Below are 23,362 nucleotides of genomic sequence, written 5' to 3'. Positions count from 1 at the left end.
CCGCCTTCCGGGATTGGCAAGTATGGATTTCCGCAGGTCTGGGACGCCCCGAGCGTCGCGGCGTTTGCTCTCGCCGCCGGTCCTGCGGCCGCTGCGAGGCTCAGCCGAACGTGGGAGGGAGGTCGCGCGCACGCATGGTCGCGGTGCAGAAAGCGCACAACGTTTCGGACAAGACGATCACGCCGCCACGGAAGTAACCGAAGCACCGGGTGAGATCGTTCCGCTTTGCGAGGGCGGACTCGGCGCGACCTCGGGGCGGGCTGGGCGGGGTTCAGCTCGACGTTCGTCCTCAGCCCGGAATCCGCACCGGCAGCGACTCGATACCGCGCACGAAGCTGGAGTAGACCCGCTTCGGCTCGCCGACCACCTCGATGCGGTCGAACCGCTTCAGCATCTCCTCCCAGACGATCCGGAGTTGCAGCTCGGCGAGCCGCATGCCGACGCAGCGGTGTATGCCGAAACCGAACGACAGATGGATGCGCGGCCGGGCGCGGTCGATGATGAACTCGTCGGGCCGCTCGATCACCTCCTCGTCGCGGTTGCCCGAGACGTACCACATCACGACGCGATCGCCTTTGCGGATTTTCTTGCCGCCGAGCTCGGTATCGACCAGCGCCGTGCGCCGCATATGCGCGAGCGGCGTCTGCCAGCGGATCACCTCCGGCACCATGGTGTCGATCAGATCAGGGTTCTCCTTCAGCTTGCGGAACTGATCCGGGTTCTCGTGCAGCGCCAGCACCGAGCCGCTCATGGTGTTGCGCGTCGTGTCGTTGCCGCCGACGATGAGCAGGATGATGTTGCCCATCAAATTGTCGGGGTCCATGTGCCGTGTGGCGTCGCTGTGCGCCATCATCGACAGCAGATCGTTCTTCGGCGGCGCATTGACGCGCTCGTTCCATAGCTTCGAGAAATAGGCGTAGCACTCGTCCATTTCCTGGCGCCGCTGCTCCGGCGACTCCACCACGCCGCTCTTCGGCAGCGCGGTCGAGACGTCGGACCAGCGCGTCAGCTTGCGCCGTTCCTCCCAGGGGAAATCGAACAGCGTCGCCAGCATCTGCGTGGTCAGCTCAATCGAGACGCGTTCGACGAAGTTGAAGGTCTCGTTGCGCGGCAGATTGTCGAGCACGCGCGCCGAGCGCGCGCGGATCAGCTTTGCTAGCTCGTCGAGATGCGCCGGGGTGAACATCGGCGACACGGTCTTGCGTTGAGGGGCGTGCTTCGGCTGGTCCATCGTGATGAAGCTCGGCCAGTCGTAACCCGGCGGCAGGTCGCGGATCGAGATCCCGCCGAGTGTCGAGTCGGACGAGAAGATGCCGTGGTTGGTATCGACATGCATGATGTCGTTGTATTTCACCACCGACCAGTACGGCTCGATCGGAGCGTTGGTGCAGTAGTGCACCGGCTCTTCCTTGCGCAGCCGCTCGAAGAACGGCCACAGCGTGTCGTTCTGGAACAGGCGGGGGGCGCCCGGATGGAAATCCTTCAGCGGCGTCGAGTAGGCCTCTTCGCGCGCCTCGCGCTGCAGCTCGGCCTTGTCGGCGCGGATCGCGGTCCGGACGTTCATCGTGATCACTCCGAATGGCAAGACGTCAGGCCGCGATTCGGACCGGCAGCGTCTCGTAACCCTTGATGAAGCTCGAATACACCCGCTGCGGCTCCTCGAACACCTCGATATTGTCGAAGCGCTTGAGGATCTCTTCCCAGATGATCTTCAATTGTAGCTCCGCCAGTCGCAAACCCACGCAGCGGTGGATGCCGAACCCGAACGAAATATGGGTGCGTGGTCGCGCGCGGTCGATGATGAACTGATAGGGTTGCTCGATCACATCTTCGTCACGGTTGCCCGAGACGTACCACATCACCACCTTGTCACCTTTCTTGATCCGACGCCCGCGGAACTCGTAATCCGCCAGCGCGGTGCGCCGCATATGGGCGAGCGGCGTCTGCCAGCGAATCACCTCGGGCACGAAAGAGTCGATCAGCGCGGGGTTTTCCCTCAGCTTGCGGTACTGCTCCGGATACTTGCTGAGCGCATAGATGCTGCCCGACAGCGTGTTGCGCGTGGTGTCGTTGCCGCCGACGATCAAGAGGATCAAATTGCCGAGGAAGTTCTTCGGGTCCATGTTGCGCGTCGCGTCGCTGTGGGCCATCATCGAGAGCAGGTCGCTCTTCGGTGGTTGGTTGATGCGCTCCTTCCACAGGCGCGCGAAGTAGGTGGCGCATTCCATCAGCTCAGCCTGCCGCTCGTCTTCCGTCGCGACCAGACCTCCCGCGCCGGGCAGGGTGGTCGCAACGTCGGACCAGCGCGTCAGCTTGCGGCGATCTTCCCAGGGGAAGTCGAAGAGCACCGCGAGCATCTGCGTGGTCAGCTCGATCGAGACCTTGTCGACCCAATCGAACACCTCGCCGCGCGGCAGATGATCGAGGCATTCGGCCGAGCGCCTGCGGATGTTGATTGCGAGGTCGTCGAGATGGGTCGGCGTGAACATCGGCGCCACGGTCTTGCGCTGCGCAGAGTGCCGCGGCTGGTCCATCGCGATGAAGCTCTCACGGCGCAGATCCGGTGCGACGTCGCGGATCGTGATGCCGCCGAGCGACGAGGCCGAGGAGAACACGGCGTGATTGGTCTCGATGTCCATGATGTCGTTGTATTTGGTGATCGACCAGTACGGCCCGAACATCGAATCCTTGCAGTAATGGACCGGCTCTTCCTTGCGCAGCCGGTCGAAATACGGCCAGAACGTATCGGTCTTGAAAAGATCGGGGTGACCAGGATCGAATTCCGACAGCGGCGTCGCATAGGCGCGCTCGCGCGCAGCCTCCAGCGTGGCGTCTTCAAGATCGATGGTCCCGTGCATGAGCAACTCCTTCGATGGTCGCCGCCGGGGTTTGGCGGCCGGCCATGTTTTATCGAATTACATCCCGACCGGAGCGCGCGCGCAAGGGCTGGTTGTGCGCTTTGGCCGCAGATCGACCACGCCTGTAACTCACTGATTTTGGCCGGTTTCGCCTCGTGACAGGCGTTCGGGCGGGGAAATCAGTCTGCTTCAAACAGTGTTTTACCCCGCCGGAGGCGCTCGACCATGATTCTCAACGCGCGGCACATGTTCAATCTCGACCTTGGCAAAACCGCGGATGCGATCCGCGAAGCCGTCCATAATTTTGCCAGCAACGAGATTGCGCCGCGCGCGGCCGTGATCGACCGCAGCAGCCGCTCGGCGGTAACGGCTACATCAAGGACTACCCCACCGGCAGGCTGTTGCATGACGCCAAGCTCTACGAGAACGGCGCCAGGAGCAGCAAGATTCGTCGCATGCTGATCGGCCGCGAACTGTTCGAGAAGACTGCGTGAGACTGTTCCCCCGTCTTGAGAGACGCGAGCGGTTTCACCATAGTTCTATCTCTGGTTTATCGCCTGTCTTTGCGCGCCCTGAGTTCATCTCCGGCCGCGCCGCCTCTGCGCCAATCTGTCCCGTCTTTCGCGCGTGGCCGAAGCCGGATGATGCGATACCCTCGTGAAAAAGTCAGGGAGGGACCATGTCAGCGAAATTCAATCGCCGTCGTTTCATCGCCGCCGGCGCGGCGGCCGCCACGATGCCTTTCGTCTTGCGGGGCGCCTTGGCACAGGTCGCGTGGCCGTCGCGGCAAATCCGCATGATCTGCAGCTACCCCGCGGGCGGGCAAACCGACCTGCTGGCGCGCGCCTTCGGCGAATTCATCTCCAGGCAGGTCGGGCAAACAGTCGTCATAGAAAACAAGGCGGGGGCCTCCGGCTCGATTGGCGCGGCGGAAGTCGCGCGCGCGACGCCGGATGGTCACACGATCCTGTGCTCCATCTCGACCACTTATGTGATGAACAGGATGATGATGAAGAACCCCGGCTACGACATGGACAAGGACCTGACGCTCGTCAGTGTCATCCCGGGCGCCGGGCTGCTGCTGGTCGCGAGTCCGAAATCCGGTGTCAAGACGCTGGATGAATTCGTCGCGTTTGCGCGCAAGACCGGCAAGGTGAACTTCGGCACCTATAGCGCGGGCTCCGCGCCGCACATGACAATCAACGAACTCAACAGGCAATATGGGCTCGACATTCAGCCTGTCCACTACCGGGGCGAAGCGCCGATGTGGACGGGGCTGATGGAAGGCACGCTCGATGTCGCGATGGGCAGCTACACGGCTGCGCAACCCGTTTTGCAAAGTAATCGCGGCATCGTGTTCGCGGTGCATTCAAAGAAAGTCGACGCGATCCCCAACATCAAGACGCTGCCCGAATTAGGCGCGACGTCGAAGTTCTTCACGGTGAGCGGCTTTACGGGCTGGGCGTTGCCGAAGGCGACGCCGCAGCCGATCGTCGACCGGCTGGCGGAACTTTGCGTGGCCGCCAATAGCGATCCCAAGGTGAAGGAAGTTCTCAGCACGTTCGTGCTGGAGCCGACGCTCGGCTTCAAGGAAAGCAATGCGCTCTATCAGCGCGAATTGCCAGTCTGGATCGAGACCGCACAGACGCTCGGACTGGAGCCGGCGTAAGCAAATAGATCAATTCCGATGGGCTATCAGCGCCCACCAGATGGCGTTGAGGAATGCGCGCAGAGCTTTCAGCGCAGGATCTCGTGCAGCGCCTCGCCGTCGACCTGCTGCGGCGTCACGCCCATGATCGTCATGATGGTCGGCGCCACGTCGGTGTTGTGCATGCGCCGGATCGTTGCGTCCTCGCGGATCTGGGGGCCGGCGGCGATGAAGGTCGCGCTCATCACCGGCAGCTCCGGATCGTGGCCATGGGCACCGTAGAAGTTTGGCATCGACAGCATCGTCGTCGCCGCATTGAACGGTGCATCGCCAAGGCGAGCGACGCCGGGGTTCTGGATGCCGTCAAAGTTGTAGCCCGGCGCCATCAGCGCGAACACATCGCCGAAATCCTGGCCAATGGTCTTGCTGGTGCACTGCCCGGTTCCGGCGTCGCACTGCAGCGGACGGGTCTCGACGACGGTGAAGATCCGCCCGTCCTTGAGCGAGAAGTTGAACCGGGGATTGGGATCGACCGCCTTGGTTACCGCATCGGTAATCTGCGTGACCAGCGCCTTGTAGGTCGCGAGATCGACGGTGCCGCCCGACTCGCGGTTCTGCAGGTTGACGTAGATGTTAACCGCTGGACCGGAGGTGCGGATCGCCAGCTTGGAGGTATCGATACCGGCGTTGCGCAGGATGTTGGTCATGTTGACCGAGGTGTGGAACGGCGCGAAGCCGTGATCCGACACCACGATAACGTTGCTGTCACGACCGGCCGCATCGGCTATCTGCTTCACCGCCTTGTCGGCCGTCTGATAGGCGAAGCGGATATACGACGCGTATCGCTTCACCTTGGCGGGATCCTGGTTGGCGCCGATCGAGTTCGGATCGGTCGGGTTGGTGCCTTGGCGGCGGTCAGTAAGCAGGAACTGATGCTCGGAGCCGTCGGGCTGCTCGATGTAGACCATGATCAGGTCGGCGTCGGGATGGTTCCGGATCGCGCGTTCGCCGATGTCTGCCTGGTAGCGTACGAAGGTTTTCACCATGTCCTCGAACATCGTCTCGATCTCGACGTCGGGGAAGTTGGTGAAGCCCGGACTCAGCCGCTCCGGAATGCGGAAGTCGGCTTGCGGTCGCCAGAAGCCGATGTTGTTGTTGATGTCGTCGACGTCGGCCAGCACCGGCGCGTTGCGCGGGATGAAATTGGCGCCGTAGCGGGCAAAGCGCACGACCGAAAGATCGGGCGCCAGCGCCGAGACGAAGTAGGCGGCGCCGACCTTGGCGCCACTGCCTTCAAAGAAGAACGGTGCATTTTCGCCGCCGAGCTTGGCGTAGGCCGGTCCGGTGGACGGCGCATGGAACGGTCCTGCCGTGATGCCGCGCGTCGTGTCGAAGAATACCAGGGTGTCGTAGTTCACCTTGTTGTCGTTGGTGGTGTCGAGCGCCGCCACCCGGATCGCGTATTTGAGGTCGAGCGTCGCTGTATTGGCGCAGGTCGCGGTCGGCGCCGAGGAGCACGAGAACGTCTCGATCGGTGCCGATGTCACGAGCACCGGGCTGAACGAGAAGTGGCCGGAGGCCTGGACTGCCGCGACGATTGCCGGATCGGACGTGAAGTCCCCGCGGGACAGCGAGAAGCCCTGGGCACCGATGCCGCCGAATGCCCCGAACGGCACCGTGTAGTCGGTGACGCGGGTCGGCTGGGCCGGCTGCACCACGGTGTTGTTGATGGAGATGTCGGCGCCGTCGCCGCCCGGCCACGTCGCAGTGATCACTTTCTTGCCGTGTTGGCGCAGTTGCACCCACAGCGGCACCGCTGTCGGACGCGACGAAGGTCCAAGCGGGTTCTCGCGGTAACCGCCGATCGGCGCCGCGAATCCGCTGAGGCTCGATGAGATCGGCCCGACGATCGCCTCGAAAGTGTTCGACGGGATATCGTTGTGGACCGCCGTCGAGCCGGTGGCGATCTCGATATGCGACACGGCCGTAAGCGACGGTGACGCCGTCACGTTTTGCTCCGCCACCGCGCCGTGGCGGCTCAATCGCGCCAGGCCGCCGTCATGAGGCAGCACGCCGTCGTCGATGAATTGCCGGATGAAATCGGGCTTGGCGCCATCGAGCGAAATGACCACCACCCGCGGCGGCTTGCGGCCATGATGGTCGCCGTCGTGATCGTGATCGTGGGACTCGCCGTGACCGTGGTCGCGGTCATCGCCGTCGTGATCGGCATGCGCCGGTGCAACGACGGCCACCGCTGCCGCGAGCGACATCGTCGCTATCAGCGAGAGAAAAGTCTTCAAATTCATGTGGGCGCCCCATGTTCGCTGCGCAATCTGCGCCGGTCTTTGCCGAACGAGGCCGCGATTATTTGTCTTGGCTGACGACGCGCATATGACGCTTGGGCGACACGCGTGAGTCGCAACGAACACGTCGCGGCCGAAACTGATGCCGTTCGCGTGAAGAAAACCGCGTCAAAGCAATAGTCCGGAGCTTCGGTTACGATTCATCAGAGCCAATTCACTCGTCGATCGGACCGCTAACGTTCTGAATTGACTTCCGCTGTCTGCGCAAAGAGGGCATGGCTGGACCAGCCGCCGGGTCGCCGGTGTAGCGAATGACCCGAGGCATAACTATGCACTCGGAAATGGTCCCTATTGTATTGGTTTAGCCGCCAAGATTTCGGTTTTCCAAGTTAGGCATGCACGCGAAGCATGAAGATGCGCACGCGAACCCGGACAAGTTGGCCGTTGGCATGTTGCAGGGAAGGATCGGCCAGGCAGCGCACCTGCGACCCTTCCCTCGAAGAAGACGGCTTTGATTGGTAAGTTCTTTCTCACGCCGTCTACTTCTGATAGCCCACGTAGTAAATTCCAATCACATTTTTCGACGAATCTCGTATCGGCTTGTAACCCGTAATGTACGATTTGCCGAGAATGTCCACCTCTCCATAGAACGGCTCGTCCTTCCTGATAGACTCAATGGCTTTGCCTTTGGGGTCCAGAATAGTTCCGGTTGCGCGTGAGCCGTCGTCCTTTTTCACGTTGGTAGCGACGCGCACATACTCGTCACCGCTCTTCACGAAGATTGTCGCAGTACCCTGAGCTTCCTTCACAACCCGATCAACCAGATCGAAATTGTTGTTCATTTTGGTTGAACCAAAATAGATGGCAGGTACTTCTTTGCCGGCGACGGGATCAGTTCCCTCGATTTTCGGCGGACCTAGTTCGCCTGCCAAGGATTCCAAGAGTTCCATTGCTAGCTTCACCTTCGCGTCCTGAGCTTGGCCGACTTGCGGCAAAAGTAACGCGATGACGGTGAGACATGCTGTCAAGATTCCCAATCCACTCCTCGCGAATTTCATGAGACTCCCTCCTTCTTGAAAGTAGAGTTTCCCACTGCAAGGCTCAGAATTGACCGCTGAAGTCTTTTATTTGGGGCGGCAAAATGCGTGTCGTCAGCCTCACATCGTGGGCTTGCTACGACTGATACCCAGGTATCCGCTACCACGTTGAAATTTAGCTGGAAGCTTTGAAAGTCAGTCCCAGCTGTCTTGTGTGTGCAGCACAGAGGCCAAAAAGTTCAGCGATGTGGCGAAAGGTCGCGGAACGCCATTCAGCTCAGGCTGGAGGTGACCCCAATGAGGGGAGACGGCAGTGTCGCTAGATGGCCTTTCGCGCCATTTCGCGTGCGCGTACCGATAGGTCGTTCGCGGATAAAGCGGACATCAAATAGGAGGGAGGACCGGCTCACTCAGTCGTGAATGACCCAGATCGGAAGTCGCGTCCGGCTGACCTCGTCCGCCCCTAATGAGCCGATAGAGAAGTCGAAACGCTCCTTCCGTTTTTCTGCTGCGGCAACAAGGGGTGCCCGATTGTAGTGCCGAATCCGACGGCGGGAGGCTCACGCTCCCGCTTGGAGGCGGACCGGCGATAGAACGGAGACTTTGTCAACGGAGAGTCGTGCCAGCATCTCGCGCAGCAGCAGGGTAGCCTCCTGCCGCTCGTCGTCGGACATCAACTTGAAATTGGCATCGAGTTTGAAGTGAGGCATCTCGGCGCGGACCGCGTGCTTCTCCTTTAAATTCTCGTGGAGGTCGATCACCCGGTAGGTATGGACGGCATGGGTGAAGCCCTTCACTTTGATCGGCTCGCACTCCTCGCAGTAGACCTCATCCTTGACATGTGCGAAGGTCTCGTAGGCGATGAGGATCTCGCCCGGCGTGGCGGCGGACTCCAACCGGGCCGCGAGATTCACGCCGCTGCCGATGATCGTGTATTCCATGCGATCCTCGCTGCCAAAGTTGCCCACGGTGCAGTAGCCCGTGTTGATTCCGATCCGGCATTCCAGCGGCTTTTCGATGCCTGCATCCCGCCAGATGTGCTTGAGGTCGTGCAGCCTCTCTCGCATGGCGATGGCCATCTTGACACAGGCGAGGGCGTCCTCCTTGACGCCCTTCGTCTCCGGGTCACCAAAGAATGCGACAATGGCGTCCCCGACGTACTTGTCGACAGTGGCGCCAAAGGACAGTGCGATCCGGGACATCTCCGTCAGATAGTGGTTGAGAAGCTGCGTCAGATCCTCGGATTCGAGGTTCTCCGCTGTCTCGGTGAATCCGGCGATGTCTGAAAAGAAGACCGTCAGCCGCTTGCGATCGCTCGTAATTCTAACTTCCTGCTTCCCGGAGAAGATCGAATCATAAACCTGCGGCGATAGGTATTTAGAGAGCTTGCTCGACAGCGCCTCCAGCCTCTTGTTCTTGAGCGCGATCTCTTCGGATGCCAGTTGCACCCGTTCGTTGGCCTCCGACAGTTCCTGCGAGCTGAGCTCGAGCGAGCGCTCGAGCAGTGCGCGTTGATTGTCCGCACTGGTATAGCCGGCATCGACGGCAGCGATGAATGCCTTCAGTTCCTCCGGAATTTCATCCTTGATACCGAGATGCTTCCGAAGCTGGCGACTGAGGAGGCTATGCATCTTCGAACTCCCCCGCAGAAGCGGGACGACGGCTCTGCGGCGCGTCATCCCGCTGTGCAGTTCGTACTGGGGTGGATCCCTTCCTGAAAATTCCTATGTTTTCTCGGTCCTTGCTCTAGCTTCTTGCCTTGAGGCTTTCTTCCCGCGAAACCGGCGCCCACTTGGCTCGATTGCGCACTAGTGTTCCGAAAACACGGTTATCGTCATCGTCTGATTATGCAACCGGCAGGCTTCGCCCTGGCTGAACGGGGCGAGTTCACCGTAGGAGTAGAACCCCGCAATGGTAGCATCGTCGCCGAGCACCTCCCGCACTGCTTCGGTCTCTTCCTCGGTACGCTGATCCATCACGAGCTTTCGCCCGACGCAGCTGACCAGCAATGCCAGATCCGGCTTCTGCCCCCCGAGTCCCTTCATGCTCGTCTCAGCCGCGACCCTGGCGCCCTCAACGAGATCGTCAACATTGGTCTTCATAAGCTGAGCCGTTCCACCCTGGGGAATGTCGCCGGCGAAGGTCATGGACTTGTTTTGCTCGTCGATCGACAGGATGGTGCGTACCACGCTCACCTTGGAGTTGGCCTCGGTGACGGCGATGGGAAACAGAAGTGCGGATGCCGGCAGCTTCTCGGCGTGTGGTCCCAGATACGTCTTGTAGAGATCGAGCGCGTTCCGTCCATCGAGTTCGTAGAGCACGTTTCCTTCGGCTCGCGTGATCTCGCGGATCGGCCCGAACGGCTCCCAGCCTCCCATCGAGCCATACCCGATCTTGAGACGGTCGCCGTAGAAACCGATGGCGGCCACGCATTGCGGGCCGGCGCCGGTTTCGTCGACCACCAAGGTTTCAGCGAAGTTGGCGCCGTCTCCGGACAGCCCGCCGGTCACCGACACGGTCGAGGCGACGCCGCTGGCGATGCCCTTCGCGAGCTCTGATCCGTTGACCTTCAAGCCGTCCGACATGACGAACACATGGCGCAGCTTGTCGTCGTTCAGCTGCCGGGCAAGCTCCTTTCCGACCTCGAAACTACTCTGTCCCTCGCCAATCGTCGCGTGGGCTGTCCGGAAGCTCGTGTGATCAAATCCTATAACGGTCGCCACCAACGAGTCGTCCGTCACTTCATCCCCTGCAATCTCGCCTGAGGTCGAGCCCCCGATCAGCATCGCCCCGGGAAAATGCTCGCGAAGCTCGCCAGTCAGCGTTCGTTCCTTCAGCAACTGCTTGGCGCCGAATGTAAAAATAAGTCTTTGCGAGCCTGCTTCGGCAGGCGGCAATTCCGGGGTCCAGCCTCGGCTTTGAATCCATTGATATTGTGCATGTTGCATGACCTTCTCCTCCTGCAAGAAAGGTGATCATGCCGATAAGTTAATGTGTAACGAGGTTTAGCGTCTCCGCACGACCACCTTCACCAACGACCACTTTCGGGTGAATTTGAATTACGAACTTTACATGAATGCCACTAAGCTACACCTCAGCGGTTTGATTTAAAAGGACTATTTCTTTCGGGCCAAGCGCCAGCCTACGGGCTGCCCACACTAAAGTACCGTGAACGATAGAGCATGGTTCAGCAGCTCCCGAGCGGTTCGTTCTCGAAGCTAGATAGTCGATCCTGTCGGTAAAGAGTGTGAGGGGGCTTACAAAAGCCGAAGCCATGACCAAAATTTTTGCGATAACTGTGGCTAGTCCGAACGGCCCTGACATTCCGGCCTCGTGTCCCTGATCGGCAGAGCGGCGCTTTTCGAACAGCTTCTTGCCTGAGGCGCCGGTGATAACGATGCGCGGTGGTTTTTTCCTGCTCGTCGAGCAGGCCCTTGCATTTCAGTTTCGGTTCAGCCGACGCGATCTCGAACAGGACGAACTTGATGCTGGACGAGCCGGCACCAGCACGACATTGGACATGGAAGCCTTTCCTTGTTTCGCCGCGCACGCAGCGCCTCAGTCCGTCGTCTGGCGCGGTGGCGTGCCGGCTGCGCCGTTCGGCCAGACCCAGTCGCGGATCCGCGGCATGTCTTCGCCGTGCTCGCGCACGTAGCGCGAATGTTCGATCAGTGCGTCGCGGAAGCCCTGCTTGACGTCGGCGGCCGCGACGCCGAGCCCCGGCACGCGCTCGATCGCTTCGATGGCGAGATGGAATCGGTCGAGCTGGTTCAATACCACCATGTCGAACGGCGTCGTGGTCGTGCCTTCCTCCGCAAAGCCGCGAACATGCATGCCGGCGTGGTTGGTGCGGTTGTAGGTCAGGCGGTGGATCAGATAGGGATAGCCGTGATAGGCAAAGATCACCGGCTTGTCGCGGGTGAAAAGGCCGTCGAAATCACGGTCGGACAGGCCGTGCGGATGCTGCTCGTTCGGCTGCAGCGTCATGAGATCGACGACGTTGACCACGCGGATCTTCAAGTTCGGCAGCGCCTTGCGCAGCAGGTCTACCGCCGCGAGCGTCTCCAGCGTCGGAACGTCGCCGGCGCAAGCCATGACCACGTCGGGCTCGGCGTGGGGCGCCTCTGTGCCGGCCCACTTCCAGATGCCGATGCCCGCTTCGCAATGAGTGATTGCCTCGCGCATCCCCAGCCATTGCGGGGAGGGCTGCTTGCCTGCGACGATCACATTGATGCGGTCATAGGTACGCAAGCAATGATCGGCGACCCAGAGCAGCGTGTTGGCGTCCGGCGGCAGATAGACGCGAACGATATCGGCCTTCTTGTTGGTGACGAGATCGACGAAGCCCGGATCCTGGTGGCTGAAGCCGTTGTGATCCTGGCGCCAGACATGCGAGGTCAGAAGATAGTTTAGCGAAGCGATCGGGCGCCGCCACGGCAGCGCGCGAGAGACCTTCAACCATTTGGCATGCTGGTTGAACATCGAATCCACGATGTGGATGAAAGCCTCATAGCAGGAGAAAAAGCCGTGCCGTCCGGTGAGCAGATAGCCCTCGAGCCAGCCTTGGCAGAGATGCTCGCTCAACACCTCCATCACCCGGCCGTCATGGGCGAGGTGGACGTCATAGGGCTCGATCCCCTCCATCCAGACCCGATCCGTCGCCTCGAACACCGCGTCCAGCCGGTTGGATGAGGTTTCGTCCGGGCCCATGATCCGGAAATTGCGCGCGTCAGCATTCAGCTTCACGACCTCGCGCAGGAATTTGCCGAGTTCGCGCGTGGCTTCGGCGACAACGCCACCGGGACGGGAGACGTCAACGGCGCATGAGCGGAAATCCGGCAGCTTGAGCTCCCGCTTCAGGAGCCCGCCATTGGCATGCGGATTCGCCCCCATGCGGCGGTTGCCTGCCGGCGCGAGGGCCTGCAATTCGGGCATGAGTCGGCCGTTCGCGTCGAACAGCTTTTCAGGCTCGTAGCTCCTCATCCAGTGTTCAAGCAGTTTCAAATGGCCGGGATTGCCACGCGCATTGGCGACCGGCACCTGATGCGCGCGCCAGAATCCCTCCACCTTCAGTCCATCGACCTCTTTCGGTCCCGTCCAGCCCTTCGGGCTCCGCAGCACGATCATGGGCCATTTTGGCCGGTGGACGGCGGCGGCGCGGTTGCGCGCGCCTTGTTGGATCGAGCGGATGCTGGCAAGCGCGACGCCGAGCGCATCAGCCATCAGCCGATGCATCACTCGCGGATCGTCGCCCTCGACGAATAGCGGTTCGTAGCCATAGCCGACGAAGAGACTGCGGAGCTCCTGATCGGACATGCGGCCGAGCACGGTGGGATTGGCGATCTTGTAGCCGTTGAGATGCAGGATCGGCAGCACCGCGCCGTCATGCACTGGACTGAGGAATTTGTTGGAATGCCAGGATGCAGCGAGCGGGCCGGTTTCGGCCTCGCCGTCACCGACCACACAAGCCACGATCAGATCGGGATTGTCGAACGCAGCGCCATAGGCGTGCACCAGCGCATAGCCGAGTTCGCCACCCTCATGGATCGAGCCGGGTGTTTCCGGCGCCGCATGGCTCGGAATCCCGCCGGGAAAGGAGAACTGGCGAAACAATTTTCGCAATCCATCCACATCACGCGTCACGTCCGGATAGATTTCGGTGTAGGTGCCTTCGAGATATGTGTTGGCGACCATCCCGGGGCCGCCATGGCCGGGGCCGCAGACATAAATGACGTCGAGATCGGAGGCGCGAATCGCGCGATTAAGGTGGGCATAGATGAAGTTGAGCCCCGGCGTGGTGCCCCAATGCCCGAGCAGCCGCGGCTTGACATGCTCGGGCTTGAGCGGCTCCCTGAGCAGCGGATTGTCCAACAGGTAGATCTGGCCAACGGAGAGATAGTTGGCGGCGCGCCAATATCGGTCGAGCATTTCCAGATCGTCAGCGCGCGCCTGTTCACTCGGGGTTGTCATCAACTGCCGACCTCCTCGGAAGAAGCGAAGAACGGCTCCGGGCGGACCCGACCCGTTCCATTGACGCCCGAATTTAGAATCCGAATTTGACGACAGCTTGAGCGAGGTCAAAACTTCGTGCCTGATCGGGAGGCATCGTTGGTTCCTTGGCCCCGAACGGAGGTTCCAACGTCTTTACCCGGAAGGCCGGCGACGCTTCGGTCGGCCGCCTCGTTGGCGGCCGTCGTCGAATCCCGGATCGGGCGCGGGAACACCGTGTCAGGGCTAGAGGGGCCGCTGCAGTCGCTGGTCGATTTCCGCACGCAGGAGGTCGAATTCGATGGGTTTGGTAAGCAGGCCGGCTGCCCCAAGGTCTGCGGCCTTTTTCCTGGTCGCTTCGTCGCCATAAGCCGTAATCATGATGACAGGCACGTTCGGGCGATCGGCCTTTACCTTTGGAAGCATTTCAAGCCCGCTCATTCCGGGCATGTTGATGTCCGAAAGAATCAGGATCAGCGACGGATCCGGGATCGCTTTCACCCGCTCGAGTGCGGAGGGCGCCGACATGGCGAACTCCATCACGAAGCGACCTGAACGCAGGTCGCGCCGAAAATGCTGGCGAAACATGCCTTCGACATCCGGCTCGTCGTCAACGACAACAATATAGGTGGTCAATTCGATTTCTCCCGCATCTATTGCACAAGTCCCTTGCGCGGCAGAGTGACAATGAACTCGGTGAATGCGCCAGGTTCAGTGTCGACGTTGATCCTGCCGCCATGTTGTTTCACGACAATATCGTGGCTCAGAGAAAGTCCCAGGCCGGTGCCCTCGCCAGGTGGTTTCGTCGTATAGAACGGGTTGAACATCTTGGCCCGCACGTTGGGTGGAATGCCGCTGCCGTTGTCGCGGATCCGGATTTCCACGCTGTCGCGGAGGCCTCTTGTGGCCGCCGAGAGCGCCGGCTCGTAGCCATTCGCGCCGCTCTCTACCTTGCGCTTCATCGCGGCGTAAAAGCCGTTGGAGATCAGGTTGAGCAATACGCGGGTGATCTCCTGCGGCAACACCTCGGCCTCGCCGGCCGCGGGATCGAGGTCGTGCTCGAGCCTGATCTGGAAATCCGGCTTCTCGGCGCGGGCGCCGTGATAGGCGAGGTTGAGGCTCTCCCCGACCAGCGCGTTGATATCGACGGCGCGACGATCTCCGGAGCCTTCGCGCGAATGCAGCAGCATGTTCTTGACGATGGAATCCGCGCGCTTGCCGTGCTGTACCACCTTCTCGAGATTACCCTTCAATATCCGCGCGAACTCGTCGGTCTCTTCGCGGGTCTTGTCATCAATCGGCAACGGTTTCAACGCGTCGCAGAGCTCGTCGACCAGCTCGATCGACAGCGCCGAGAAATTGTTGATGAAGTTGAGCGGGTTCTTTATTTCGTGGGCAATGCCGGCCGTGAGCTGACCCAGCGACGCGAGCTTCTCGGTCTGGATAAGGCGATCCTGCGCGGCGCGCAATTCCTCCAGTGAGCGCGATAGCTCCCGCGTGCGCTGCTGGACTTCGTCAAACAGCCGCGCATTCTCGATCGCGATGGCGGCCTGGTCAGCAAAGGTCGCGACCAGCTCGATCTGCTTGTCGGTGAACGGCCGGACCTCGGAGCGGGTCAAAGTGAACACACCGATCGCGGTGCTCTCCCGCAGCATGGGTACGCAGAGCATGGTGCGGAATTCGCCGATCCGCTGCGCCTCGGTGAAGGTGTAGTCGGGGTCCGCAGTCACGTCGGGAATATGCACCACGGCACCTTCGAGCAACGAGCGTCCGATGGCGCTGCCGCGATCCGGCTTGACCGGAACCCGCCTGACGTAGTCGATGAATTCCTGCGAGAACCCCGCGAATTCGGCGCGGTAGAACGTACCTTCCTTCTGCCGCGTGATGGTCGCCTTGTCCGCATCGCAGAGCCGCGCGGCCGACTCGATCAGGGTTTGCAGCACGGTCGGCAGGTCGAACGCCGAGCGGCTGATCACCTTCAGGACATCGGCGGTCGCGGTCTGCTGCTGCAATGACTCCCGCAACTCCTTCAGCAGCCGGTGGTTTTCGATAGCGATGACAGCCTGCTGGGCGAAGTTGCTCAGCAGCGCGACTTGCTTGTCGCTGAACCGGTTCACCTCCTGGCGATAGATGGCGATTGTGCCTACCAACCTGTCGTCCTTGAGCATCGGAGCCGCGACGAGGGTGCGTGCGCCAGCGATATCCGAGATCGCAACGACAGCAGGATGCCCTTCAAGGTAGGGGGCCTCCGCCCTGATGTCTTCGACATGGGCGGTCCTGTGCGTTGCCGCGACCATGCCGAGCGCGCTGTGGGGATGAGCCACGAAAGGATCGTCGAACCGTGCGGTAAATTCAGGCGGCATATTGTAGGCGGCAGCGACGTCGTACCTTTCGCCGTCGTAGAGGTTCAAGGTGCCGAACTTGGCGCCACAGACCCGGGTGGCATTTTCAAGAATTTTCCGAAACAGCGGTGCCAGTTCCTCGGGCGAGCTGTTGATCGCGCCGAGCACTTCCGATGTGGCGGTCTGCTGCTCCAGCGACTCGGCGAGCTCGTGGGTTCGGGCCTGCACCTCGTCAAACAGGCGGACGTTCTCGATCGCGATCACCGCCTGGTCCGCGAAGGTCGTGACCAGCTCGATTTGCCTTGCGCTATACGGCTCGGGCTTCGTCTTGGCGACAAAAATCACACCGACCACATTGCCGTCGCGCACCAGAGGCGCGCCGAGAGCCGCGCGGTAGCCGCCAACCTCTTGCGCCGCGCTCCAGGTATACTCCGGATCGGTCAGCACGTCCGCAACGTGCACGACGCGTCCTTCGGTTGCGCTTCTGCCAACGATGCTGCCACGATCTATCCGCACCTCGCGGGCCTTGAAGAAGTCCTTGATCCGCTGATGGTGGGCCGTGTCGTGGCCGAAGCTCGACGAGAAGTGCAGCAAGTCGCCCTCGCACCGAAACAGCCAGGCATGGTCGGCTTCGCAGAGGCGGGTGACCGACTCGACCAGGGTGTCGAACACCGTTTGCAGATCGAATGTCGAACGGCTGATGACCTTGAGAACATCGGCGGTCGCGGTCTGCTGCTGCAACGCCTCCCGCAGATCCTCGGTCCGGGTGGTGACTTCTTCGAAAAGCCGCACGTTCTCGATCGCGATGACGGCCTGGTCGGCGAAGGTCGAGACCAGCGCCATCTGCTTGTCGTCGAACGGCCGGACGAACTTGCGTCCGAGCAAAAACACCCCGATTGGCTGCCCGTCACGGAGCAACGGCGTTGCCAGGAGCGTCCTGAAACCGGCTTGCTCCTGCTGCTCGTGATAGGCGTAGTCCGGATCGGCCAGCACATCCGTGATTTGCACCGGTCCTCCGGCCAGAAGCGCGCGTCCCACGACGCCTCCACGATCGGGCAGCATCCGGAACGATTTGCTGTATTCGATCCAATCCTCCGGAAAATTGTAATTGGTAACGTTGTAGAAGCCGCCACCGTCCTGACGAGCTACCGTGGCCATGTCGGCGCCGCACAGCCGGGCGGCGGATTCCGTCAGTGTGTCGAGCACCGTCTGCAGGTCGAACGTCGAGCGGCTGATCACCTTGAGCACGTCGGCGGTCGCGGTCTGCTGCTGCAACGATTCGGCCAGGTCTTCGGACTTCGCCCTGAGTTCTTCGAACAACCGCACGTTTTCGATCGCGATGACGGCCTGGTTGGCGAAGCTCGACAGCAAGGCGACCTGCCTGTCCGAGAACGGAGCCACGGTCTTGCGGCACAGGCTGAACACGCCGATGGGCTGTCCTTCGCGGAGCAATGGCACGCCAAGAAATGTCCGAAAACCTGCTTTCCTTTGCTGTTCGCCATGGGTGTATTCGGGGTCGGCCGGAACGTCGGCGACCTGAACGGCCTTCCTCTCCATCAGCGTGCGGCCGACCACCGAGCCGCGCGACGGCTGGAGCGGCACCTCTCTGGTGTATTCCACCCAGTCCGGCGGGAAGTTGTGATTGGTCACGTGATAGAAATGACCGTCAGCACCCTGCCGCGTGATGGACGCCATATCGGCGTTGCAAAGCCTTGCTGCCGACCGCGTCAGCTCATCGAGGACCGCCTGAAGATCGAAGGCGGAGCGGCTGATCACCTGAAGCACTTCCGCGGTAGCGGTCTGCTGCTCCAGCGACTCGGTGAGCTCGAGCGTCCTCGCCTGCACCTCTTCAAACAGCCTTACATTGCCGATGGCGATCACCGCCTGGTCGGCAAACGTCTGCAGCAAGCTGATCTGCTTTTCGCTGAACGGATGTACCTCGGTGCGTCGAAGCACAATCGTGCCGATGCTTTCGCCTTCGCGCAGGAGTGGCACGCTGACGGTAGTGCGATGACCCATGCGCTGCGACAGTTCACGGCCGTCGGGAAACTCGTCGCCTTCGGCGAGCAGGTCGTGCACATGTACAGGTTTCTGGTCGATAAAGGCGCGGCCGGCGGTCCATCGCCGGTTGATCGGCCACTTCTCGATCGTCATCGGTATTGGACCGTGATGTGCGCCAAAGCGAAGGCTGTCACCATGCTTCAGGACCAACACACAGTCATAGGCTTCGCATAGTTCGCAGGCACTTGCGACAATCGCTTTCAACGCCGGCTCGGCGTCGGTCGGCGTGGAGGCGATCACTTTCAGAATGTTGCCACTGGCCGTCTGGTAGGTGAGGGCTTCCGACAGGTCGCGCGTCTTGGCCTGGACCTCGTTGAACAGGCGGACGTTTTCAATCGCGATAACGGCCTGGTCGGCAAAAGTCGAAACCAGCTCGATTTGCTTCGCGGTAAATGCCCGCACGGTCTGCCGGGTCAATGTGAAGACGCCGATGGTCTGACCGTCGCGTCTGAGAGGAACGCCGAGATTGGTACGGTGACCGCCGAGCTGCTGATACCGACGGGCAATATCGCCCTGCGTGGCGTCCGCCAGGATGTCGATGGTTTGCACGGCGGCGCCGGATGCGGCCGCGCGGGCCGTCGTGCTGGCGCCGTCGAGCGGAATCGGATGCGACCTTGCAAACGCCTCGAGTTCTGGGGAGAAGCCATGGACGGTTGCAACGTGGCATTCATTTCCCTTCTGAATAAAGAGGATGCCTCGTTCCGCCTCGCAGAGCTTCGCGGCCGACTCAACCAGCGTCTTCAACACAGTATCAAGATCGAAAGCGGCGCGGCTGATCACCTTGAGTACTTCGGCGGTCGCTGTCTGCTGCTGCAGCGATTCTCGCAAATCCTCGGTGCGCGTCTTGACCTGGTCGAATAGGCGTGCGTTCTCGATCGCGATCACCGCCTGGTTCGCGAACGTCGTCACCAGCTCAATCTGGCGGTCGGTGAACGGCTTCACCCTGGTGCGCATCAGGGCGATCACTCCGACTGGAGCGGCGCTTTGCCGCAGCGGAACGCCCAGCGTGGTGCGGTATCGGCCGGCGCGCTGGTATTCGAGTGCCTCATATTCGGGGTCGGCAAGGCAGTCGGGTAAATGGATGGTCTTCTGCTCGAGGGCGGTCCGGCCGATCAGGGAGCCGCGACCCGGCGTGAGTGGATGCCTGGCGGCGTAATCGACGAAATCTGACGCCGTGTTATTGGTCGCGGCCAGATGATATTTTCCGTCCTGCAATTTGTAGATCAACGCGAACTCGGCATCACACAGTCGGCTTGCCGTGCGGACGATCATGTCGAGGATGGGCTGCAGCCCCGCTGTCGAACCGCTGATTGCAGCCAGAATTTCGCCGGTGGCTTTCTGCCGTTCCAGCGTTTCGGCAAGCTCGCGCTTCAGCCTTGCGTTTTCTTGGCTGGCACCGGCCTTCGCCGTCTTGCTGCGGCGTGGAGCGAGGGCCTTCCTGTTCTTGGTTGCCTTGCGCGCCGTCGTTTGGCGCTTCCCCATGTCTCCGCTTTAGCCCCTGATGATGCAATTCAGGTCTAGCATAACTTGGTGGTCAGCACCCGTACAGGCGCAGGAAGACTTGACCTTCTCCGCGGCGTGAGCGCTCTCGCCGGTTACGGCGATCCCGGAGGACTCCCGATCGAAATCTAATACGGTCCAACCGAACGAGGTCATTTCCCTCCCGCTGGTGCCCCCAAAAACAAGCATATCTTGATCTATATCAATGCTACGCTGGCCGGCGCCTATTTCTGTGCAGTCAGTGGGCATTCCTGGTCCATGCAGAAGGCCCGGTAGGAGGATTGATCATGAAAGTGTCCGCACTGCTGTTGTCAGCTGCCACGTCGATCGTGCTCACGATGGCCCCCTCGATGGCGCAGGTGACGATCGGCGCCGCGGGTTCGCTCAACGCCACGACCACGATCGACGCCAAGCAACTTCCGTCGCTCAATCCTGTGCACCCGGCAATCAAGGCAAGTGAGGTGGGCACGCAATTTTTGACACCCGTTGCCGATAATGTGCCAAAGCTCAACGTTGAAGCGACCTGCAGGGCGTCGGTGGAAGCCGACAAGGCGATGGGTTTGGCCCTGCCTCAAACTTTCGACAAGTGCATGAGCGATGAGAACTCGGCGCGAGACCAATTGGGCTCGATTTGGTCTTCGTATTCTCCGGCTGTCAGAGCCCAGTGTGAAGGAGAGGCGACGGCCGTCGGCGAACCGAGCTATGTCGATTTCCTGACCTGTCTCCAGATGACTGATGGATCAATCACGACCGCGGCCACGACTTTGCGGGGCGCAAGCCGAAAGAAGAGGGGATCAAACTAAGATTACTTTTTGCCCCGCGACGGACCACTCGTCTCGAAGCGTTGACGTTGGAGATGTTGGGCTGGCCCATCGCTGACATCGAACGTCGGCAAATCGATCCGCAACAATAACGGTTGGGGATACGACGGCGTAACTGGGATCTACGGCACCGGCTATGCGCTGACGAGGTGCTACAGCAAGCATGTTAATTTCGTGGGCAGAGACACATTGAAGGTGCTCCACGATGCTCTGGTGTCTGCCGTGAAGCGGATTTCCGAGATTCTTCGATCAGCGCTGAACACACGCCTGGCTACGTGTTCCGCGCGACCCTTCGCGTGCGCGGACCCGCCGTTACGGCAATGGTTGGCTTGATATCCCAGGCCGTCTGCACGGCAGCAAAGGCGTGCGCAATCGCCGGTTCCTGGCGGCGGGTCGCGAGGCAGGCGAAGCTCAAGTCGCAGGTGACCTTCACCTTGTCGGCGATGATGAAGTTGTGCAGGCGCGACAGCCGCGGTGCGAGCACGCTGTCGCGCGCGAGGCTGAGGCAGATGCCGGACTCGACGAAGTCGATCATCGCCTCTTCCTGGTCGGTGAAGGCGACGCGTTTCGGCAGCGCGCCCAGCGGGCGGAAAATCTCGTCCAGCAGCCGCCGGTGTCCCGAATGCGTAGGCGTCGCCAGCCAGGGCAGATCGGCGAGCTCCGCCCAGCCCTTGCCCATCACCTGGCCGCTCCACGCGATCGGCGCGATGATACGGTAATCGTAGCTTAGAAGCGGCGCGAGCCGATAGCGGCCGTCCTCGATGGTGCGCTCGGCGAAGCTGTGGTGCGGCAGCGCATCGGGCGGCGTGGCATCGACGTAATAGCCGACGTCGAGCTCGCCGCGGCCGATCCGCGCCAGCACGTCGTCGCTCACACCATGGTGCAGGAACACCTCGGTCTCTTTCGCTGACTCGGCAAGGCTGCGCACGAACGGTCCGAGCCGGGTGAATTCGGGATCCAGGATGGTACCGACACGCAGCGTTCCGCACTGCGCCTCCTTCAGCGTTTCTGCCATCGCCTTGAACTCGGAGGACGCCGACACTGCCTTGTGGGCCAAGGGCAGCAGCGCGGCGCCGGCCTCGGTCAGCGCGAAGCCGCCAGGCGTGCGGTTGAAGAGCGGCAGTCCGACGCTTTCCTCCAGCCCCTTCAGTTGCAGGCTGACGGCCGGCTGGGTCAGATTCAGCACGGCGGCGGCGCGCGACACGGTGCCTTCACGCGCAACCGTGATGAAGCAACGCAATGCCTGAGTGCGCGGAAGCTCATTCATTTGAGGGACTTATAGCACAACCCGGCGGTCACCGGACCGGAGCCAAGTGAGGAAGTGATGGCGATTCTTTGCGACACTAGCGTGGCCGCGGCATAATGCAACGCAGCTGAGGCGCCGTGCCGGCCGCTGCGCGTGCGGTGAAGAAGACAAGGTCGGTGCAGAACCGGAGCAGTGTCGTCGGGCGTTGCGCTACGCCTTCAACCTGGCGCGAGCCTTGCCGGTTGCGGTTGAAGCATTGACGTTCAAGTACTAACGCCGCTAAGGCGTCATGTCGGCCGCCACGCGATCATCCCCTCGGTGCGAGCACGCACCTCGGGCGCGGCGAGGCAGGTCGAAACGGCCTCGTAGCCAGCAGCTCCCGGGTAGGGCGCTACCGGAACCGGCGGACTGTGATTGGCAGGGCACAGGATGATCGCCTCGTCGTCGCCGACGGCCTTGAGGTCGAGGATTGCATTGGAGCGCGTGAGGAAGAACAACGGCCGGGCATGCGGTCCGCGACGGCGCAAACTCGCGATCAGGGCCTTCTGTGTCGCCAGGTCGAGTCCTTGCTCCAGCATGTCGATGACGAGGATGGCTGCATCCTCCGACTGCAACGCGGCCAGCAGGGCGATCAGCGCAGGCGACGCAGTGGCGCCATCGGCGATGAGGGCCGCGACGTCGTCGTCGATCCGCGTCTTGAGCGCCGGATCGGCGTCGAGACGCGCGCAGGCAGCCGCGCCTCCGTTCGCCATGCGCTCAAGTCCCACGAACACGGCGCCGGGGAGAAGCTCAGCGAGACGCAGCGCGAGCCGTGTCTTTCCGCTGCCGAGCGGACCGATGATGTAGTTCAGCGCCCGGATGTTGCGCAGTTCGAAGCGCTCGCCGCCCCATGGCCAGGGCAGGTCGAACGCGACATCGATCGACGGCCGGGCCCTCGAGGCGCGAATGAGATTGCCGGCGGCAGGCATCTTGTCGCGGGTGAGGTTGGCGCGCAGCCGGCGGACCTTGGCGATGCTCTCACCGGCCTGGCGGATGCGATCCTCGAGCGCCGCTTCATGCTTGGCTAGCACGCGGCCGCTGCTTTCCACGTCGCCGTGAAGGAATTGCGCTACTTCGCCAAGGCTGAGACCAAGCGCGCGTAATTCGACGATCTCGGCGCAACGGTCGATCTCGGCGGGACCATAGGCGCGCCACCCGGCTGGCGTGCGGGCCGGGCGAACCAAGCCACGCTGTTCGTAATGGCGCAACGCCTTTGTGGAAGTGCCGAGTCGCCTCGCAGCTTCGGAGGGGCTCAGGAATCGTGCGGCTGCGTTCATCGAATCACCTCGCCTTCAGATCGCTATCGTTTTTCGAGGCGGCCGCTGGGGCAAGCTCAAGCGCGATGAGGCAAAAATCTTCACAATCTGCCGATCACTGATTTTGCCCGTCGAGGCAAGCGCTGCCACGAAAAATATTGCACTTCCGTCGTCGGGCAAATCAGTTGTTCAATTCCGCCCGTCTCACCCGATCGAGGGGCGCTTCGCGATCGTCACGAGTGTTGCGGTGAGATGCGGTGGAC

Annotated in this window: 14 protein-coding genes and 2 pseudogenes; 4 read left to right on the top strand and 12 right to left on the bottom strand. The window is 61.5% G+C overall.

Going from position 1 to position 23,362, the window contains the following annotated elements; all coding sequences use genetic code 11:
- Positions 1-289: 289 nt before the first annotated feature.
- The 3 genes from JQ553_RS09855 to JQ553_RS34895 form a co-directional block, all read right to left on the bottom strand.
- Positions 290-1,564 (bottom strand): cytochrome P450, encoded by a 1,275-nt coding sequence (locus JQ553_RS09855; RefSeq protein WP_212499750.1) that lies wholly within the window; start codon positions 1,562-1,564, stop codon positions 290-292.
- Between the two features lie 25 nt (positions 1,565-1,589).
- Positions 1,590-2,858 (bottom strand): cytochrome P450, encoded by a 1,269-nt coding sequence (locus JQ553_RS09850; protein WP_212499749.1) that lies wholly within the window; start codon positions 2,856-2,858, stop codon positions 1,590-1,592.
- A gap of 179 nt (positions 2,859-3,037) precedes the next feature.
- Positions 3,038-3,265 carry a hypothetical protein gene (locus tag JQ553_RS34895; RefSeq protein ID WP_283817242.1) on the bottom strand — a complete coding sequence of 76 codons (228 nt, stop codon included), beginning with the start codon at positions 3,263-3,265 and terminating at the stop codon, positions 3,038-3,040.
- Here JQ553_RS34895 and JQ553_RS09845 point away from each other — a divergent pair.
- Together JQ553_RS09845 and JQ553_RS09840 are read left to right on the top strand one after the other, a co-directional pair.
- A pseudogene (locus tag JQ553_RS09845) lies at positions 3,209-3,352 on the top strand (isovaleryl-CoA dehydrogenase); the annotation flags it as partial. The gene JQ553_RS34895 and the pseudogene JQ553_RS09845 sit on opposite strands and share 57 nt — an antisense overlap.
- Positions 3,353-3,537: 185 nt before the next feature.
- On the top strand, positions 3,538-4,527 hold the full coding sequence (locus JQ553_RS09840) for a tripartite tricarboxylate transporter substrate binding protein (RefSeq protein ID WP_212499748.1): 990 nt from the start codon (positions 3,538-3,540) through the stop codon (positions 4,525-4,527).
- Between the two features lie 68 nt (positions 4,528-4,595).
- Here the strand turns inward: JQ553_RS09840 and JQ553_RS09835 are convergent, their stop codons facing one another.
- The 7 genes and pseudogenes from JQ553_RS09835 to JQ553_RS09805 form a co-directional block, all read right to left on the bottom strand.
- Entirely contained in the window at positions 4,596-6,812 is a 2,217-nt protein-coding gene (locus JQ553_RS09835; RefSeq protein ID WP_212499747.1) for an alkaline phosphatase family protein, read from the bottom strand.
- A 536-nt stretch (positions 6,813-7,348) separates the two neighbouring features.
- Positions 7,349-7,867 (bottom strand): Cache 3/Cache 2 fusion domain-containing protein, encoded by a 519-nt coding sequence (locus JQ553_RS09830; protein ID WP_212499746.1) that lies wholly within the window; start codon positions 7,865-7,867, stop codon positions 7,349-7,351.
- Between the two features lie 539 nt (positions 7,868-8,406).
- Positions 8,407-9,318, bottom strand: a pseudogene (locus JQ553_RS09825) (adenylate/guanylate cyclase domain-containing protein); the annotation flags it as partial.
- Positions 9,319-9,654: 336 nt separating this feature from the next.
- Positions 9,655-10,794, bottom strand: coding sequence for an FIST signal transduction protein (locus JQ553_RS09820; protein WP_212499744.1), 1,140 nt, complete (start codon positions 10,792-10,794; stop codon positions 9,655-9,657).
- A gap of 610 nt (positions 10,795-11,404) precedes the next feature.
- A complete protein-coding gene (locus tag JQ553_RS09815; RefSeq protein ID WP_212499743.1) occupies positions 11,405-13,816 on the bottom strand; it encodes a phosphoketolase in 2,412 nt (803 codons plus the stop codon).
- A gap of 264 nt (positions 13,817-14,080) precedes the next feature.
- Positions 14,081-14,470 carry a response regulator gene (locus JQ553_RS09810; RefSeq protein ID WP_212499742.1) on the bottom strand — a complete coding sequence of 130 codons (390 nt, stop codon included), beginning with the start codon at positions 14,468-14,470 and terminating at the stop codon, positions 14,081-14,083.
- Between the two features lie 17 nt (positions 14,471-14,487).
- Positions 14,488-19,719 (bottom strand): GAF domain-containing protein, encoded by a 5,232-nt coding sequence (locus JQ553_RS09805; RefSeq protein ID WP_212499741.1) that lies wholly within the window; start codon positions 19,717-19,719, stop codon positions 14,488-14,490.
- A gap of 305 nt (positions 19,720-20,024) precedes the next feature.
- On the opposite strand from JQ553_RS09805, the gene JQ553_RS09800 reads away from it, so the two are divergent.
- The gene (locus JQ553_RS09800) at positions 20,025-20,540 is read left to right on the top strand and encodes a hypothetical protein (RefSeq protein WP_249144138.1); all 516 of its coding nucleotides are present in this window, start codon (positions 20,025-20,027) and stop codon (positions 20,538-20,540) included.
- A gap of 289 nt (positions 20,541-20,829) precedes the next feature.
- On the opposite strand, the gene JQ553_RS09795 is transcribed toward JQ553_RS09800, so the two are convergent.
- Together JQ553_RS09795 and JQ553_RS09790 are read right to left on the bottom strand one after the other, a co-directional pair.
- Complete coding sequence (locus tag JQ553_RS09795; RefSeq protein ID WP_212499740.1) at positions 20,830-21,825, bottom strand: LysR family transcriptional regulator; 996 nt, start codon at positions 21,823-21,825, stop codon at positions 20,830-20,832.
- Between the two features lie 266 nt (positions 21,826-22,091).
- Entirely contained in the window at positions 22,092-23,120 is a 1,029-nt protein-coding gene (locus JQ553_RS09790; RefSeq protein WP_212499739.1) for a MerR family transcriptional regulator, read from the bottom strand.
- Here JQ553_RS09790 and JQ553_RS09785 point away from each other — a divergent pair.
- The coding region (locus tag JQ553_RS09785) for a hypothetical protein (protein ID WP_212500391.1) at positions 23,059-23,362 on the top strand (304 nt) is incomplete at its 3' end. The genes JQ553_RS09790 and JQ553_RS09785 overlap by 62 nt on opposite strands.

It is taken from the genome of Bradyrhizobium lablabi (genome assembly GCF_018131005.1).
GTDB classification, from domain to species: domain Bacteria; phylum Pseudomonadota; class Alphaproteobacteria; order Rhizobiales; family Xanthobacteraceae; genus Bradyrhizobium; species Bradyrhizobium lablabi_D.
Note: the sequence above shows the minus strand (reverse complement) of the source record. Positions and strands in the feature narration are given on the sequence as shown.

What these genes read in the sequence shown, in the direction of transcription:
- JQ553_RS09840 (WP_212499748.1), top strand. Translation starts at nt 3,538, where the DNA reads ATGTCAGCGAAATTCAATCGCCGTCGTTTCATCGCCGCCGGCGCGGCG.
- JQ553_RS09855 (WP_212499750.1), bottom strand. Translation starts at nt 1,564, where the DNA reads ATGAACGTCCGGACCGCGATCCGCGCCGACAAGGCCGAGCTGCAGCGC.
- JQ553_RS09815 (WP_212499743.1), bottom strand. Translation starts at nt 13,816, where the DNA reads ATGACAACCCCGAGTGAACAGGCGCGCGCTGACGATCTGGAAATGCTC.
- JQ553_RS09800 (WP_249144138.1), top strand. Translation starts at nt 20,025, where the DNA reads ATGAAAGTGTCCGCACTGCTGTTGTCAGCTGCCACGTCGATCGTGCTC.
- JQ553_RS09835 (WP_212499747.1), bottom strand. Translation starts at nt 6,812, where the DNA reads ATGAATTTGAAGACTTTTCTCTCGCTGATAGCGACGATGTCGCTCGCG.
- JQ553_RS34895 (WP_283817242.1), bottom strand. Translation starts at nt 3,265, where the DNA reads ATGCAACAGCCTGCCGGTGGGGTAGTCCTTGATGTAGCCGTTACCGCC.
- JQ553_RS09790 (WP_212499739.1), bottom strand. Translation starts at nt 23,120, where the DNA reads ATGAACGCAGCCGCACGATTCCTGAGCCCCTCCGAAGCTGCGAGGCGA.
- JQ553_RS09820 (WP_212499744.1), bottom strand. Translation starts at nt 10,794, where the DNA reads ATGCAACATGCACAATATCAATGGATTCAAAGCCGAGGCTGGACCCCG.
- JQ553_RS09795 (WP_212499740.1), bottom strand. Translation starts at nt 21,825, where the DNA reads ATGAATGAGCTTCCGCGCACTCAGGCATTGCGTTGCTTCATCACGGTT.
- JQ553_RS09850 (WP_212499749.1), bottom strand. Translation starts at nt 2,858, where the DNA reads ATGCACGGGACCATCGATCTTGAAGACGCCACGCTGGAGGCTGCGCGC.
- JQ553_RS09805 (WP_212499741.1), bottom strand. Translation starts at nt 19,719, where the DNA reads ATGGGGAAGCGCCAAACGACGGCGCGCAAGGCAACCAAGAACAGGAAG.
- JQ553_RS09830 (WP_212499746.1), bottom strand. Translation starts at nt 7,867, where the DNA reads ATGAAATTCGCGAGGAGTGGATTGGGAATCTTGACAGCATGTCTCACC.